This window comes from Streptomyces sp. DH10 (genome assembly GCF_029813805.1).
GTDB classification, from domain to species: Bacteria; Actinomycetota; Actinomycetes; order Streptomycetales; family Streptomycetaceae; genus Streptomyces; species Streptomyces coeruleofuscus.
In genome coordinates, this window is the sequence record NZ_JARVKU010000017.1 from 80147 (window position 1) to 94961 (window position 14815).

A 14815-nucleotide genomic window follows, 5' to 3' on the forward strand; every position below is an offset into this window, starting at 1 on the left:
CGGAAAATCCCTGGGGCCGAACAGGGCCCCTTGCCAGGATGGGGGGCATGCCCTTCCTCATCAGCGCGGTCCTGACGCCCAGGGTCCTCACCGGCCGCCCGCAGCCCACCCTGGCCACCGATGACGGAATCCTTCTGCGCCCCTGGCGGGCCGGGGACGCCCCTGCCGTGTACGAGGTCTTCCAGGACCCGGTGATGCACCAGTGGCACGCCCGGTCCGCCGACTCCGAGCAGGAGGTCGCCGGCTGGATCCGCGACTGGCACCAGGCGTGGGAGGAGGGGCGGGAGGCGCAGTGGGCCGTCGTCGACGCGGACTCCGACCGGCTGCTGGGGCGGGTGGCGCTCCGCGAGATACGGCTCGACGACGGCGTGGCGGAAGTGGCCTACTGGACCGTCCCGGCGGCACGCGGCCGGGGCGTCGCCGCCCGGGCCACGACCGCGCTCGCCCGCTGGGCCCTCGACGAGATCGGTTTCCACCGTCTCGAACTGCTGCACGCCGTACGCAACGAGGCCCGTGTCGCCTCGCGGACCGGTTTCGCCCTCGAAGGCACCAAGCGCAGCGCCATCCTGCATCCGGACGGCTGGCACGACATGCATCTGCACGCGCGCGTGCGGGGAGACTGACCGCGGCATGCCCGGGGGGCGGAGTGACGTGCTCGTGTCGCTCAGGCGGCGGGGGAGCGCTCCTGCTCCGCCTCGACGCGGGCGTTCCACTCCCGCTTCGAGGCCTGCCAGCCGTCCTCGTTGTGGCCGCGGCGCCAGTAGCCGGAGATCGACAGGTCCTCGCGCGGGACGCTCCGCTCGACGCGGAGCAGCTTCCGCAGCTCCTTCACGAAGTGCGCCTCGCCGTGGACGAAGGCGTGCACCCGGCCCTCGGGGAACGACAGACCCCGCACGGCCTCGACGAGCGCCTCGCCGAGCGGCCGGTCGCCTCGGTGCAGCCAGACGACCTCCACCTCCGAGTCGATCTTCTGCTCCTCCTCGGGGCCGGAGACCTCGATGAAGGCGTGGGCCCTGGCTCCGCGCGGCAGTGCCTCCAGGGAGCGGGCGATCGCCGGCAGTGCGCTCTCGTCGCCGACGAGCAGGTGCCAGTCGGCGTCCGGGTCGGGCGCGTACGCCCCACCGGGGCCCATGAACCGCACGGTCTCGCCCGGCTGGACACGCGCCGCCCACGGGCCGGCCAGGCCCTCGTCGCCGTGGATGACGAAGTCCAGGGTCAGCTCGCGGTGTTCGGCGTCCCAGTGGCGCACCGTGTACGTCCGGGTCACCGGCCACTGCTCGCGCGGCAGTTCGTCGCGGATGCGCTGGATGTCGAAGGGTTCCGGATAGGTCACGCCCTCCGGCGGGAACAGCAGCTTCACATAGTGGTCGGTGCATGTACCCGTCGCGAAGTCGGCGAGGCCCTCGCCACCGAGCACCACGCGCTGCATGTGCGGGGTCAGCCGCTCGGTGCGGACGACCTGAGCGGAGTGCGGCTTGCGCGGCTGGCGTCCCGGTCGCTCTGCCATGAGGACCTCCCTGATTCGCATAGTTAGGCTTACCTAAGTTAGCACCTCGCCCCCACTTAACACCTCTCGGATGAGAAGTTGATGAGCGCCACCGGCCTCAGGAGAGCCATCGGCCCCGCACAGGTCACTCCGCGAGCGTCGTCAGCAGGCGCTCCAGTGACCCGCCCAGTCCCCAGCGTGCCGCCAGTGCCTCCAGCTCCGCCGGGTCGCGCGGCGTCCGCGGCACCGCCGTCGTGACGTCCGGCAGCGGTACGTCGTGCGCGACCCGGACCACCTTCGGCGCGACCGCCAGATACGGGCGCGCCTCGTCCAGCCGCCTGCGCTGCGTCGGCGTCAGCGTCGACCCCCGGTCCTCGACCGCCGCCAGGATCCCGGCCAGGTCCCCGAACTCGGCCAGCAGCTTGGCGGCCGTCTTCTCGCCGATGCCCGGTACGCCCGGCAGGCCGTCGCTGGGATCGCCGCGCAGCAGGGCCAGATCCGCGTACCCGCTGCCGTCGACCCCATACTTCCCACGGAGCCATGCCTCATCGGTGAGCTGCAACGTGCCCACGCCCTTCAGTGGGTACAGCACGCGCACCCCGCGCGCGTCGTCCACCAGCTGGTACAGGTCGCGGTCGCCCGTGACGATGTCGACCGGGTCCTTCGCCCGCGCCGTGAACGTGCCGATCACGTCGTCGGCCTCATAGTCCGCGACGCCCACGCGCGCGATGCCCACCGCGTCCAGCACCGCCTCGATGACCGGCACCTGCGGCGACAGGGTGTCGGGCACCTCCTCCTCGTCCGGGCCGGCGGCGTGCTCCTCGGCGACGCGGTGGGCCTTGTAGGAGGGGATCAGCTCCACCCGCCAGTGTGGCCGCCAGTCGGCGTCCATGCAGGCCACGAGGTGGTCCGGCCGGTGGTCGCGGACCAGGCGCTCGATGAAGTCGAGCAGCCCGCGCACGGCGTTCACCGGCGTGCCGTCCGGTGCCTTCACCGAGTCCGGGACGCCGAAGTAGGCGCGGAAGTACAGGGAGGCGGTGTCGAGGAGCATCAGTCGTCCGGTCACGCCACGCATCATGCCGTACGCCACCGACAGTCACGCGCCTCATGTGTGACGCGCCCCACTTGTGCGTTTGGGATGTGGAATCTAGGGGAGGCGCCGCCCCGCAGCGAGGCTGGTTGCACATTTCAACTTTTGCGCCCTGTCCTCGCGCTGTTCTGTCGCCGTGGATATTGAGGTGCACGTGTCAGCAAGGCTGCAGGCGGAGAGCCTGTACAAGGTGTTCGGCAGGAGACCGGACCAAGCGGTCCAGCGGCTCCGCGACGGGGCCGACCGGGACGAGCTGCGCGCCGAGGGCGTGACGGCAGCCGTGATCGACGCGTCCTTCACCGTGGAACCCGGCGAGATCTTCGTCGTCATGGGCCTGTCCGGCTCCGGCAAGTCCACCCTGCTGCGCATGCTGAACGGCCTGCTCGAACCGACCGCCGGACACGTGCGCTTCGACGGCCAGGACCTGACCACGCTCGGCGACCGTGAGCTGCGCGAGGTCCGCTCCAAGAAGATCAGCATGGTGTTCCAGCACTTCGCGCTCTTCCCGCACCGCAGCGTGCGCGAGAACGCCGCCTACGGTCTGGAAGTGCAGGGCGTGCCCCGCGCCGAGCGCGTACGCCGCGCCGACGAGGCGCTCGCCCTGTGCGGCCTGGCCGGTTGGGAGAAGTCCTGGCCCGACGAGCTCTCCGGCGGCATGCAGCAGCGCGTCGGTCTGGCCCGAGCGCTCGCCACCGACGCCGACCTGCTGCTGATGGACGAGTCCTTCAGCGCCCTGGACCCGCTGATCCGCCGCGACATGCAGGACCAGCTGCTGGAGCTCCAGCAGAAGCTGAAGAAGACGATCGTCTTCATCACCCACGACCTGAACGAGGCCATGCGCCTCGGCGACCGCATCGCCGTCATGCGCGACGGCCGCATCGTGCAGAACGGCACCGCGCAGGACATCCTGCTGCGCCCGGCCAACGACTACGTTGCCTCCTTCACCCAGGACGTCGACCGCTCCCGCGTGCTCACCGCGGGCGAGCTCATGGACACCTCGGTCACCGGCGACGGCCCCGGCTGCCACTGCGAGACCGCCACGACCGGCACCCCGTTCACGGAACTCTGCGCGATCAGCGCCCGGCTCTCCCACCCCGTCTCGGTCGTGGACGAGGACAACAAGCTGATCGGCGTCGTCCCCCGGCAGCGCCTCGTCGGCTTCCTCGGTGACGAGCGGGACGCCACCCCGGAGCCCTGCGACTCCCCGCGGGACAAGGGCGGAGAGAAGGTGACCGCCCGTGCCTAGGATTCAGCTCGGCACCTGGGTCAACGACGCCGTCGACTGGCTCACCACCCACATGGGGTGGCTGTTCGACTTCTGCAAGACCGTCTTCCTCGGCCTCTACGACGGCATCAACGCCGTCCTCCAGGCCCCCCAGCCGCTGCTCCTCGCGGGCATCTTCGCCGTGATCGCCTTCTGGCTGCGCGGCACCCTCGCGGGTGTCCTCGCCTTCGTCGGATTCGCGTTCATCGACTCCCTCGACCTGTGGGAGAACGCGATGATCACCCTGGCGCTCGTCCTCGTGGCGACCGTCATCGCGCTGGTGATCTCCATACCCGTGGGCATCTGGGCGGCCCGCTCCGACCGCGTCAGCGGTCTGGTCCGGCCCGTCCTGGACTTCATGCAGACGCTGCCCGCGATGGTCTACCTCATCCCGGCGATCCTCTTCTTCGGCACCGGCGCCTCCGCGGGCATCGTCGCCACCCTGATCTTCGCGCTCGCCCCGGGCGTGCGCATGACCGAACTCGGCATCCGCCAGGTCGACAAGGACCTGGTCGAGGCCGCCGACGCGTTCGGCACCACACCGCGCAACACCCTGCTGCGCGTCCAGCTCCCCCTCGCCCTGCCCACGGTCATGGCCGGCGTCAACCAGGTCATCATGCTCGGACTGTCCATGGCCGCCATCGCCGGCATGGTCGGCACCGGCGGTCTCGGCGGCGACGTCAACCAGGCCATCGGCCAGCTCAACGTCGGCCTCGGCGCCGAGGCCGGGGTCGGCATCGTGATCCTCGCGATCTACCTCGACCGCATGACCAGCGCGCTGGGCACCCAGGTCTCCCCGCTCGGCCGCCGCGCCGCCGCCAGGCTGCGCGCCGCACAGGGGCTGAAGATCTGGTCGTACCGGCCACGCCCGGCCGTCGCCGTGATCGGCGTCGTCGTCCTCGCCCTCGTCTCGGGCGGCATGGGGGTCTTCGGCGGCGGCACGAGCTCGACCGCCGCGGCCGGCAGCAAGGACGTCGGCCAGGGCAAGAAGATCAGCATCGGCTACATCCCCTGGGACGAGGGCGTCGCCTCCACCTTCCTCTGGAAGGAGGTCCTGGAGCAGCGCGGCTACCAGGTCGAGGCCAAGCAGCTCGACGCCGGACCGCTCTACACCTCCCTCGCCCAGGGCGACATCGACTTCCAGACCGACGCCTGGCTGCCCACGACCCACGCCCAGTACTGGAAGAAGTACGGCAAGCAGCTCGACGACCTGGGCGCCTGGTACGGCAAGACGTCCCTGGAGCTCTCCGTGCCCTCCTACATGAAGGGCATCGACTCCCTGGCGGACCTCAAGGGCAAGGCCTCCGAGTTCGGCGGCAAGATCACCGGCATCGAGTCCAGCGCCGGCGAGATGGCCCTGCTCAAGAGCAAGGTCCTCAAGGAGTACGGCCTGGACAAGGAGTACAAGGTCGTCGACAGCTCCACGCCCGCCATGCTGGCCGAGCTGAAGCGCGCCTACGCCAAGAAGGAACCGATCGTCGTCACGCTCTGGTCGCCGCACTGGGCGTACAACGACTACGACCTGAAGAAGCTCAAGGACCCCAAGGGCGCCTGGGGCGCGGGCGACGGCGTGCACACGCTGGCCCGCAAGGGCTTCGCGGACGACGACCCGACGGTCGCCGGCTGGCTGAAGAAGTTCAAGATGAGCGAGAAGGAGCTCACCAGCCTCGAAGCCGAGATCAACAAGGCCGGCAAGGGCAACCAGCAGGAGGCCGTCCGCGCCTGGCTGAAGCAGCACCCCGGCTACGCCGACAAACTCGCCCCGGTCAAGGGCACCGGCGGGAGCACGCCCGCCGAGGCGAAGCGGCCGCTGGACGTGGCGTGGTTCCCCTGGGACGAGGACATCGCCGTCACGTACCTGTGGAAGAACGTCCTCGAACGGCGCGGCTACAAGATGAACCTGAAGCAGATGGACGTCGGCCCCGTCTACACCGGTCTGGCCTCGGGCGATCTCGACCTCAACTTCGACGCCTGGCTGCCCTATGCCCAGAAGAACTACTGGGACAAGAACAAGGACCGGCTCAGGGACCTCGGCACCTGGTACGAACCGACCTCCCTGGAGATCGCCGTGCCGTCCTACGTCAAGGGCGTCGACTCCCTGGAGGACCTCAAGGGCAAGGCCGGCACCTTCGACGGGAAGATCATCGGCATCGAGCCCGGCACCGGCGAGATGGACCTGCTGAAGAACAAGGTCCTGCCCGGCTACGGCCTGGACAAGGAGTACGAGGCCGTCGACGGCTCCACCCCGGCCATGCTGGCCGAGCTGAAGCGCGCCTACGCCAAGAAGGAGCCGATCGCCGTCACCCTCTGGTCGCCGCACTGGGCGTACAGCGACTATGAGCTGACCAAGCTGAAGGACCCCAAGAAGGCCTTCGGCGAGGGCAACACGATCCGCACCATCTCCAACGAGAAGTTCCCCGAGCAGTACCCGCAGCTCACGAAGTGGATCAAGAACTTCAAGATGAGCGAGGACGAGCTCGGCAGCCTGGAGAGCGAGATCAAGAACCGCGGCCAGGGCCATGAGGAAGAGGCCGTCGCCGCGTGGCTGAAGCAGCACCCCGACATGGTGGAGCGCATGACGCCGCAGTGAGGCCCGTGGCGGGGCGGGACGCGACACGCCGCGTCCCGCCCCGTACGCGTACCCTCACCCGTACCCGGACCCCCGTCAGGGGACCTGACCGACGAGCGGGATCCGGACAACCACAGAGCGCTACGCCACCCCCCGAACCCCTTCTCCCTCCCTGATCCTCCCGTAGGAGGAATCCGCGCGCCGCCCCCGGGGACGGAGGATCCGCTGGCGCGAACTGTGAGGTCGCGCGCCGCCTTGTGTGACATCGATGTGACGGGCGCATGCACCGGTTTGCCGAACATGCGTAGGGTGCAGACAACTCAACAGAAGCTCTGCGCCGGGACACCGGCGCACAGGGACCGGATCGACGGGCGAAGGAGGGAGCCGGAGCGATGGGCGACCACAAAGAACAGCCCCTTCGGGTGGGCGCGGCCGTGCGTCGGCGGCGCCGCGCGCTGGAGCTCACCCTCGCCGTCGTGGCCGAGCGCAGCGGTCTGTCGGTCCCGTTCCTCAGCCAGGTCGAGAACGACCGGGCGCGGCCCAGCACGAGCTCCCTGGAGAAGGTCGCCGACGCCCTGCGCACCACCGCGGTCGAACTCCTCGCCGCGGCCGACCCGGCGTGCAGCGTGGACGTCGTCCGCGCCGACGGCACCGAACCGCTGCCCCAGCCCCGCACCCGGTCCCTGGTGCGCGGTCACCACCAGATGCACGCCTCCGAGTTCACCGGCGACCACGACGCCGGCCGTGAGTTCCAGTACCGCAACGACCAGTTGATGTACGTCGCCGACGGCGCGGTGGAGATCGAGGCGGAGGGCCGCGCCTACCGGCTCGGCCGCGGCGACACGCTGTACCTCACCGGCGGTGTGCGGCACCGCTGGCGGGCGGCGGAGTCCGACACCCGGGTGATCGTCGTCGCCGTGGCGGAGCACATCGAGGCGGTCCGGGACCGGCCGCGCCGGTGAGGGTCGTCTCGCTGGTCCCGTCGCTGACCGAGGCCGTGGCCCGGTCCGCGCCCGGCGCCCTGGTCGGCGCCACCGACTGGTGCTCGCATCCGCCCGGCCTCGACGTCGTACGCGTCGGCGGCACGAAGAACCCCAAGACCGACCGGATCGTCTCCCTCGCTCCCGACCTGGTGATCGCCAATGAGGAGGAGAACCGCGCACCCGACCTCGCGGCCCTGCGCGCGGCGGGCGTCGAGGTCCTGGTCACGGAGATCCGCGACGTTCCGCAGGCCTTCCGGGAACTGGCACGCGTCCTGGAGGCCTGCGGGATGACGGCCCGCCCGCGCTGGCTCGACGAGGCGGAGGAGACCTGGTCGTCCCTGCCGCGTCCGGCCGCTCGACCGACGGCGATCGTGCCGATCTGGCGCCGCCCCTGGATGGTCCTGGGCCGCGACACCTTCGCGGGCGACGTCCTGGCCCGCCTCGGCATCGACCACGCGCACGCGACGCACCCGGACCGCTACCCGCGCGTCCCCCTGGAGGAACTCCGCGCAGCCGCACCGGACGTGGTGATCCTCCCGGACGAGCCGTACCGCTTCACCGCCGACGACGGCCCCGAGGCCTTCCCCGGCCTGCCCTGCGCGCTCGTCAGCGGACGGCACCTGACGTGGTACGGGCCGTCGCTGGCCGAGGCGCCGCGGGTACTGGGCCGGGCCCTGCGAGCAGCTCGCCCCTGAGCAGCCCGCGCACGGTGCCCACGGCGGCGGTGCCCCACGCGGCGACCAGCACCGCGTACAGCACGACCGCCGGACCCGCGTAGGCCATGAGCCCGGTGTGCCGGCCCAGCGCCTCGGCGCCCGTGACACAGGTGCCGACCGGGAAGGTGAACGACCACCAGGTCATGGAGAACCGCATCCCCTGCTGCCGGGCGCGCAGCACCAGGGCGGTGGCGAGGCAGAACCACAGCAGCGCGAACCCCATCACGGGCACGCCGTAGAGAACCGCGAGCACACCGAAGCCCTGGCTGTACGGCGCCGGTACGACACCGGGGGCGACGTCCGCGAACGCGCCGGCGGCGGTCGTGGACTGCCCGAGCGGCCCGAGCACCAGGAACAGCGTCGGGGTGAGGGCGAGCGGCAGCGGCCCGCCGGTGAGCAGCCGTCCGAAGACCAGCGGCAGCATGAGAAGGGCCGCCAGCAGACTGAGCCCGAACAGGGCGACGCAGACGAGCAGCAGCGTCTCGCGGGCCTGACCGGGCGGCAGATGCGGCACCAGCGACGGCCCGACGGCGGCGGACACCATGGGCGCGACCAGCGGCAGCAGCCAGACGGGCGTGGCCTGTCCCGGCTCGGCCCGGTGCCGTACGGCCATCAGAAACGGCACCGCGACCGCCGCGGCCAGCCCGAGGACCGTACCGGCGCAGAACAGCACGGCGTCGAGCGCGACGGCCGCCCGCAGGCCGATCCAGTCCCGGCCGACGGTGAGGGCACCGCCGCCGACGGCCAGCAGGGCCATGGCGAGGCAGCCGTAGAACGGGGCCGTCGCCGGGTCGAGGAGATGGGCGCGGGCCTGGTCCCGGTGGCGGGCCCAGTGCACGGCCCGGGCGCAGAGCAGGGTGACGAGCAGGACCAGCGAGAGGGCCCAGACACCGGCCGGCGCGCCGCGCAGCCCGGGGACGTGCGGTGACAGGGCGGCCCCGGCGGTGGCGACGACGGCGGTGCCCATGACGGTGGCGTACCAGTTGGGTCCGAGGTGACGGACGGAGACTGGGCACGGAAGGGGCTGGGCTGCGGTGACCATGACTCCACGGTCGGGCCGTGGGCACCCCACCGCCAGGGAGTGTGTTCCTATGGCGACATAAGCTGGGTTTATGAGCACGGAAGAGCAGGGTGGGGTACCGGCCACCGGGTCCCTGGCGCACCGGGTGCCGGATCTGGGCGGTCTGGAGTTGCTGCTGGCGGTGGCGCGGCTCGGCAGTCTCGGCGGCGCGGCGCGGGAACTCGGCATCACCCAGCCCGCGGCCAGCAGCCGGATCCGGTCGATGGAGCGGCAGCTCGGCGTGGCGCTGGTCGACCGCTCACCGCGCGGGTCCCGGCTCACGGACGCCGGTGCGCTGGTGACGGACTGGGCGCGGCGGATCGTCGAGGCGGCGGAGGCGTTCGACGTGGGGGCGCAGGCGCTGCGCGTTCGCCGCGACTCGCGGCTGCGGGTGGCGGCGAGCATGACGATCGCCGAGTACCTGCTGCCGGGCTGGCTGCTCGCGCTGCGCGCACAGCGGCCCGACACGGCGGTGTCCCTGCACGCCGGGAACTCGACGGTGGTCGCGGAGCGGCTGCTGTCGGACGAGGCGGACGTGGGGTTCGTCGAGGGGCTGACGGTCCCGACGGGGCTGGACTCGGTGGTCATCGCCCACGACCGGCTGATAGTGGTCACGGCTCCCGCCCATCCCTGGGCCCGTCGGCGGCGCTCCCTGGCCGCGGAGGAACTGGCGTCGACGCCCCTCATCCTGCGCGAGAAGGGCTCCGGCACCCGCCAGGTCCTGGACGCGGCGCTGGGAGGTCTGGCCCGGCCGCTGATCGAGCTGTCGTCCACCACGGCGGTCAAGGCGGCGGCGGTGAGCGGGGCGGGGCCGGCGGTGCTGAGTGAACTGGCGGTGGGGGAGGAGCTGGCGATGCGGCGTCTGGTGCGGGTGCCGGTGGAGGGGGTCGCGCTGGCGCGGGACCTCCGGGCGGTGTGGCCGACTGGGCATCGCCCAACCGGGCCGGCCCGGGATCTGCTGTCGCTGACGCGGGGGTAGTTTCCTCGCCCCCGCCGCCCCTACCCGTCCCATCCCCAGGGGCTCCGCCCCTTCGACCCCGCCATGGGGCTCCGCCCCCTGGACCCCCGGTCGGCCTGAACGGCCTCGTCCCCAAACGCCGGACGGGCTGGCGGTGGCTCAGCCCGGTGTTTCGAGTTCGGCCACCCGCGCCGCCTCCACCAGCGCCCGCATCACCCGCACGTCCTCGCCCATCTCCGGATGCCACTGCACCCCCAGCACCCACCCCTCACCGGACGGCAGTTCCAGGGCCTCCACCGTGCCGTCGTCCGCGTACGCCGACGGAACCAGGCCGGTGCCCAGGCGGTCCACGGCCTGGTGGTGATACGACGGCACCGAGGTCTCCTCCGGTACGACACCGGCGTACAGACTCCCCGGCACCGGCTTGACGGCGTGGTCGCCGAAGACGCCCACGACCTCCGCGTGCCCGTCCAGGTGCTGCACCAGCGTCCCCCCGAGGGCGACGTTGAGCAGCTGCATGCCCCGGCAGATGCCCAGCAGGGGCACACCCGCCGTCAGCGCCGCGTCGATCAGGGCCAGCTCCCACGCGTCCCGCTCCCGCGCCGGCGGCCCGGTGCGGGGATGCGGTTCGGCGCCGTACCGTACCGGCTCCACATCCGGCCCGCCCGCGATGACCAGCCCGTCCAGCCGGGCCACGGCCGCGGCCGCGTGCGCGGGGTCGTCCGGCGGGAGCATCGCGGCCAGGCCGCCCGCCCGCTGCACGAGCCGGGGGTAGCCGACCGGCAGCAGCGCGGCCTCCAGTTCCCACACTCCCCAGCGCGCACCGGACTCCAGATAGGTGCTGACACCGATCAACGGCCTGGTCACCAGAACTCCCTCAACAGTCGACGCCTCAGTCTCGTGTCAACTCTGCCTCGGCCGCGGCCAGCGCCGCGAACTCCTCCTCCGGCGCCTGCGCGACCAGCCGCTTACGGCTGTACAGACCGAAGTACGCGATGGCCACGACGTACACCGCGAGCGCGATGAACGCCGCCGTCACATCCACCAGGAACGTCGCCACCAGCGCCGCACAGGCCAGCACCAGGGCGACGGAGGAGGTCAGCACCCCGCCGGGCGTCCGGTACGGCCGCGGCAGCTCCGGCTCGCGGCGGCGCAGCACGATGTGCGACAGGGACATCAGCGCGTAGGAGATGGTCGCGCCGAAGACCGCGATGTTCAGCATCCGGGCGCCGTTCCCGGACGCCGCCGCCAGCAGGAAGCCGATCGTGCCGGGCACCAGCAGGCCCAGGTAGGGCGCTTTGCGGCGGCTGGTGAGGGACAGGAAGCGGGGCAGGTAGCCAGCGCGGGACAGGGCGAACAGCTGGCGCGAGCCCGCGTAGATCAGGGAGAAGAACGACGCCACCAGGCCGGCCAGGCCGGCGTAGTTCACGATCCGGCTCAGGGTCGTCGCCTCGCCGTCCGGCTGGAGCGCCTCGACGAGCGGGTTGCCCGCCTCCTGGATCGCCGCGGAGCCGCGTGCTCCCGCCGCCGCGACGAAGGTCACCACCGCCAGCACGACCAGGATGCCCATGGACCAGCGGATCGCCTTCGGCAGCGTACGGGCCGGGTCCCTGGTCTCCTCGGCGGCCAGCGGTACGCCCTCGACGCCCAGGAAGAACCACATGCCGAACGGGAACGCCGCCCAGATGCCGAGCAGGCCGAACGGGAGCCAGGAGTTCGACCCCGCGGCGGAGGAGTCGACCGGGATGTCGTCCAGCGCGGCGACCGAGAAGTCGGGCAGGGCCGCCAGCGCGAACACGATCAGCGCGACCACCGCGATGCCCGTGACGACGAAGCTGAAGCGCAGCGCCTCGCCCACGCCCCAGAGGTGGATGCCGAGGAAGATCGCGAAGCAGACCAGGTACACCGGCCAGCCGGACTCCAGGCCGAACAGGCCCAGCGACTCGACGTAGTCGCCGATGAAGATGACGATGGCGGCGGGCGCGAGGACGTACTCGATGAGGATCGCCGTACCGGTCAGGAAGCCGCCCCACGGGCCGAGCGCCCGCCGGGCGAAGCCGTAGCCGCCGCCCGCCGTCGGCAGGATCGAGGACAGCTCGGCGAGGGCGAAGACCATGCACGCGTACATCGCGCCCATGAGCACCATGGCGATCGCCAGGCCGCCGAAGCCGCCCTCGGCCAGGCCGAAGTTCCAGCCCGAGTAGTCGCCGGAGACGACGTAGGCGACGCCGAGGCCGGTCAGCAGCACCCAGCCGGCGCTGCCGCGGCGGAGCGCTCTGCGTTCGAGATAGTCGTCCGCCGGCTCGGCGGCGGGTGTGCGGGTGGATTCCTGGGACATCGCGGACTCCCCACGAGGCGGCGGACACGGGGCTGCTCCGGGCACGGTGGGGTCGACCGAGCTCCGGCTCAATGGAATGGATCCATACCTTTTCGGTGCCGACCGGGAATGGCAATACCCGTGCGTTAATCGCCCGTAAATCCTCACCACATCGCCGGCGCGCGGGGCTCAGCCCAGGAAGCCGCGCAGCAGCGCCGCCGTCCCCGCGCAGTGCTCCCGCATCATCTCCCGTGCCCCGTCCGCGTCCCGGTCCAGCACCGCCTCCACCAGGGCGGTGTGCTGCCGCTGCGAGTGCTCCAGGTTGCGCACGAGCAGCGGGATGCAGTCGAGCAGGTCGTTGACCGTGGCCCGTACCGCCGCGTACTGCGCGGTCAGCGTCGGCGAGCCGCACAGCTCGGCCAGCGTGAGGTGGAGCAGGGTGTCCTGCCGCCGGTAGTCGCCCAGCGGCGCGTCGTGCGTGCGGGACAGGGCCTGACGCAGCCGCGCCTCCTGTTCGTCCGACAGGCCGTGCGTGGCACACAGCCCCGCCGCGCCCACCTCCAGCACCTCCCGGAACCGGAGCATGTCCTCTATGTCGACCTCGGTGATCCGGCGCCGCAGCTCGTCCTCGCCGCCGGCGTCGTTGCGCGGCAGCACGAACGTGCCGCCGTAGCGGCCCCGCCGCGACTCCACCAGACCCTGGTCCTGGAGGACCTTCAGCACCTCGCGCAGCGTCACCCGGCTGATCCCCAGCCGCTCCGCCAGCTCCCGCTCGGCGGGCAGCCGCTCGCCCCCCGGCACCAGCCCCAGCCGTACGACCTGGAGGATCTGCTCCAGTGCCTCCTCGAAACCGTTGCCCGCGCGCACCGGCCGCAGCACCGGCGTCAGCCCGTCCCGCGTCCCGCCGCCAGCTTCCTCCGGCATGTGGCCGTACCCCCTTCCCAAGCAATGGTTCTCAGGAATACCTTATGGCTTCCGGCGGAACCAGAGCCAAGGAGGCCCTCCCGTGGCAGACCGCACACCCCCGCTGAGCGTCGAGGAGCTGCATGCCCTCGTCGCGGGCGGTGAGATCGACACTGTCGTCCTGGCCTTCCCCGACATGCAAGGGCGGCTCCAGGGCAAGCGGTTCGCCGCGCGCTTCTTCCTCGACGAGGTCCTCAAGCACGGCACCGAGGGCTGCAACTACCTGCTCGCCGTCGACACCGAGATGAACACCGTCGACGGCTACGCGATGTCCTCCTGGGACCGAGGCTACGGCGACTTCGCCATGCACCCGGACCTGGCCACCCTGCGCCGCGTCCCGTGGAACGAGGGCACGGCCATGCTCCACGCCGACCTCGCCTGGAACGACGGCTCGCCCGTGGTCGCCGCGCCTCGCCAGATCCTGCGCCGCCAGCTGGAGCGCCTCGCCGAACTCGGCTACACCGCCCAGGTCGGCACCGAGCTGGAGTTCATCGTCTTCAAGGACACCTACGAACAGGCCTGGGACGCGGGCTACAGAGGCCTGACCCCGGCCAACCAGTACAACATCGACTACTCGGTCCTCGGCACCGGCCGCATCGAGCCCCTGCTGCGCCGCATCCGCAACGAGATGGCGACCGCCGGCCTCACCGTCGAGTCCGCCAAGGGCGAGTGCAACCCCGGCCAGCACGAGATCGCCTTCCGCTACGACGAGGCCCTGGTCACCTGCGACCAGCACACCGTGTACAAGACCGGCGCCAAGGAGATCGCCTCCCAGGAGGGCGTCTCGATCACCTTCATGGCCAAGTACAACGAGCGCGAGGGCAACTCCTGCCACATCCACCTCTCGCTCGCCGACGCGGACGGCAACAACGCCATGGCAGGGGACGGCGAAGACGGCATGTCGGACGTCATGCGCCACTTCCTCGCCGGCCAGCTCGCCGCGCTGCGCGACTTCTCCCTCCTCTACGCCCCCAACATCAACTCCTACAAGCGGTTCCAGCCCGGCTCCTTCGCTCCGACGGCCGTCGCCTGGGGCCATGACAACCGCACCTGCGCGCTGCGCGTGGTCGGCCACGGCCGCTCGATGCGCTTCGAGAACCGGCTGCCCGGCGGCGACGTCAACCCCTACCTCGCCGTGGCCGGGCTGGTGGCGGCCGGGCTGCACGGCGTCGAGCAGAAGCTGGAGCTGCCCGAGCCCTGCCCCGGCAACGCGTACGCCGGCGACTTCGCCCACGTCCCCACGACTCTGCGCGAGGCCGCCGAGCTCTGGGAGAACAGCCCCGTAGCCAAGGCCGCCTTCGGGGACGAGGTCGTCGCGCACTACCGCAACATGGCGCGCGTCGAACTGGACGCCTTCGACGCCGCGGTGACCGACTGGGAGCTGCGCCGCTCCTTCGAACGCATGTGAG

At 71.5% G+C, this 14815-nt stretch carries 13 protein-coding genes; 7 read left to right on the plus strand and 6 right to left on the minus strand.

The genetic code is table 11. The features are described 5' to 3' along the window. The first annotated feature begins 47 nt into the window (after positions 1 to 47). Positions 48 to 623 (plus strand): GNAT family N-acetyltransferase, encoded by a 576-nt coding sequence (locus QC385_RS30085; protein WP_279544532.1) that lies wholly within the window; start codon positions 48 to 50, stop codon positions 621 to 623. 41 nt (positions 624 to 664) lie between these two features. Here QC385_RS30085 and QC385_RS30090 read toward each other — a convergent pair whose 3' ends face one another. Both QC385_RS30090 and QC385_RS30095 read right to left on the minus strand, forming a co-directional pair. Beyond that, positions 665 to 1507, minus strand: a complete 843-nt coding sequence (locus QC385_RS30090) for a siderophore-interacting protein (protein ID WP_279544533.1) — start codon at positions 1505 to 1507, stop codon at positions 665 to 667. Between the two features lie 124 nt (positions 1508 to 1631). Then, positions 1632 to 2561, minus strand: coding sequence for a 5'-3' exonuclease (locus QC385_RS30095; RefSeq protein ID WP_279544633.1), 930 nt, complete (start codon positions 2559 to 2561; stop codon positions 1632 to 1634). Positions 2562 to 2730: 169 nt separating this feature from the next. On the opposite strand from QC385_RS30095, the gene QC385_RS30100 reads away from it, so the two are divergent. The 4 genes from QC385_RS30100 to QC385_RS30115 all read left to right on the plus strand — a co-directional run bounded on the left by QC385_RS30100 (position 2731) and on the right by QC385_RS30115 (position 8087). Continuing rightward, positions 2731 to 3822 (plus strand): quaternary amine ABC transporter ATP-binding protein, encoded by a 1092-nt coding sequence (locus QC385_RS30100; protein WP_279544534.1) that lies wholly within the window; start codon positions 2731 to 2733, stop codon positions 3820 to 3822. After that, positions 3815 to 6430: an ABC transporter permease/substrate binding protein gene (locus tag QC385_RS30105; RefSeq protein WP_279544535.1), complete on the plus strand. Its 2616-nt coding sequence runs from the start codon at positions 3815 to 3817 to the stop codon at positions 6428 to 6430. The genes QC385_RS30100 and QC385_RS30105 overlap by 8 nt, the downstream gene beginning before the upstream one ends. Before the next feature lie 371 nt (positions 6431 to 6801). Then, the gene (locus QC385_RS30110) at positions 6802 to 7371 is read left to right on the plus strand and encodes a helix-turn-helix domain-containing protein (protein WP_086841771.1); all 570 of its coding nucleotides are present in this window, start codon (positions 6802 to 6804) and stop codon (positions 7369 to 7371) included. After that, positions 7368 to 8087 (plus strand): helical backbone metal receptor, encoded by a 720-nt coding sequence (locus QC385_RS30115; protein ID WP_279544536.1) that lies wholly within the window; start codon positions 7368 to 7370, stop codon positions 8085 to 8087. The genes QC385_RS30110 and QC385_RS30115 overlap by 4 nt, the downstream gene beginning before the upstream one ends. On the opposite strand, the gene QC385_RS30120 is transcribed toward QC385_RS30115, so the two are convergent. After that, complete coding sequence (locus QC385_RS30120; RefSeq protein WP_279544537.1) at positions 7999 to 9150, minus strand: TDT family transporter; 1152 nt, start codon at positions 9148 to 9150, stop codon at positions 7999 to 8001. The two genes, QC385_RS30115 and QC385_RS30120, sit on opposite strands and share 89 nt — an antisense overlap. Before the next feature lie 70 nt (positions 9151 to 9220). On the opposite strand from QC385_RS30120, the gene QC385_RS30125 reads away from it, so the two are divergent. Continuing rightward, on the plus strand, positions 9221 to 10147 hold the full coding sequence (locus tag QC385_RS30125) for a LysR family transcriptional regulator (RefSeq protein WP_279544538.1): 927 nt from the start codon (positions 9221 to 9223) through the stop codon (positions 10145 to 10147). 138 nt (positions 10148 to 10285) lie between these two features. Here the strand turns inward: QC385_RS30125 and QC385_RS30130 are convergent, their stop codons facing one another. From QC385_RS30130 to QC385_RS30140, 3 genes are all read right to left on the minus strand, one after another. Further along, on the minus strand, positions 10286 to 10996 hold the full coding sequence (locus QC385_RS30130; protein ID WP_279544634.1) for a gamma-glutamyl-gamma-aminobutyrate hydrolase family protein: 711 nt from the start codon (positions 10994 to 10996) through the stop codon (positions 10286 to 10288). Positions 10997 to 11018: 22 nt separating this feature from the next. After that, positions 11019 to 12464 carry an ethanolamine permease gene (gene eat / locus QC385_RS30135; protein ID WP_279544539.1) on the minus strand — a complete coding sequence of 482 codons (1446 nt, stop codon included), beginning with the start codon at positions 12462 to 12464 and terminating at the stop codon, positions 11019 to 11021. A gap of 168 nt (positions 12465 to 12632) precedes the next feature. Next, positions 12633 to 13367, minus strand: coding sequence for a FadR/GntR family transcriptional regulator (locus tag QC385_RS30140; RefSeq protein ID WP_279544540.1), 735 nt, complete (start codon positions 13365 to 13367; stop codon positions 12633 to 12635). 82 nt (positions 13368 to 13449) lie between these two features. On the opposite strand from QC385_RS30140, the gene QC385_RS30145 reads away from it, so the two are divergent. After that, positions 13450 to 14814 carry a glutamine synthetase family protein gene (locus QC385_RS30145; RefSeq protein WP_279544541.1) on the plus strand — a complete coding sequence of 455 codons (1365 nt, stop codon included), beginning with the start codon at positions 13450 to 13452 and terminating at the stop codon, positions 14812 to 14814. Position 14815 lies beyond the last annotated feature (1 nt).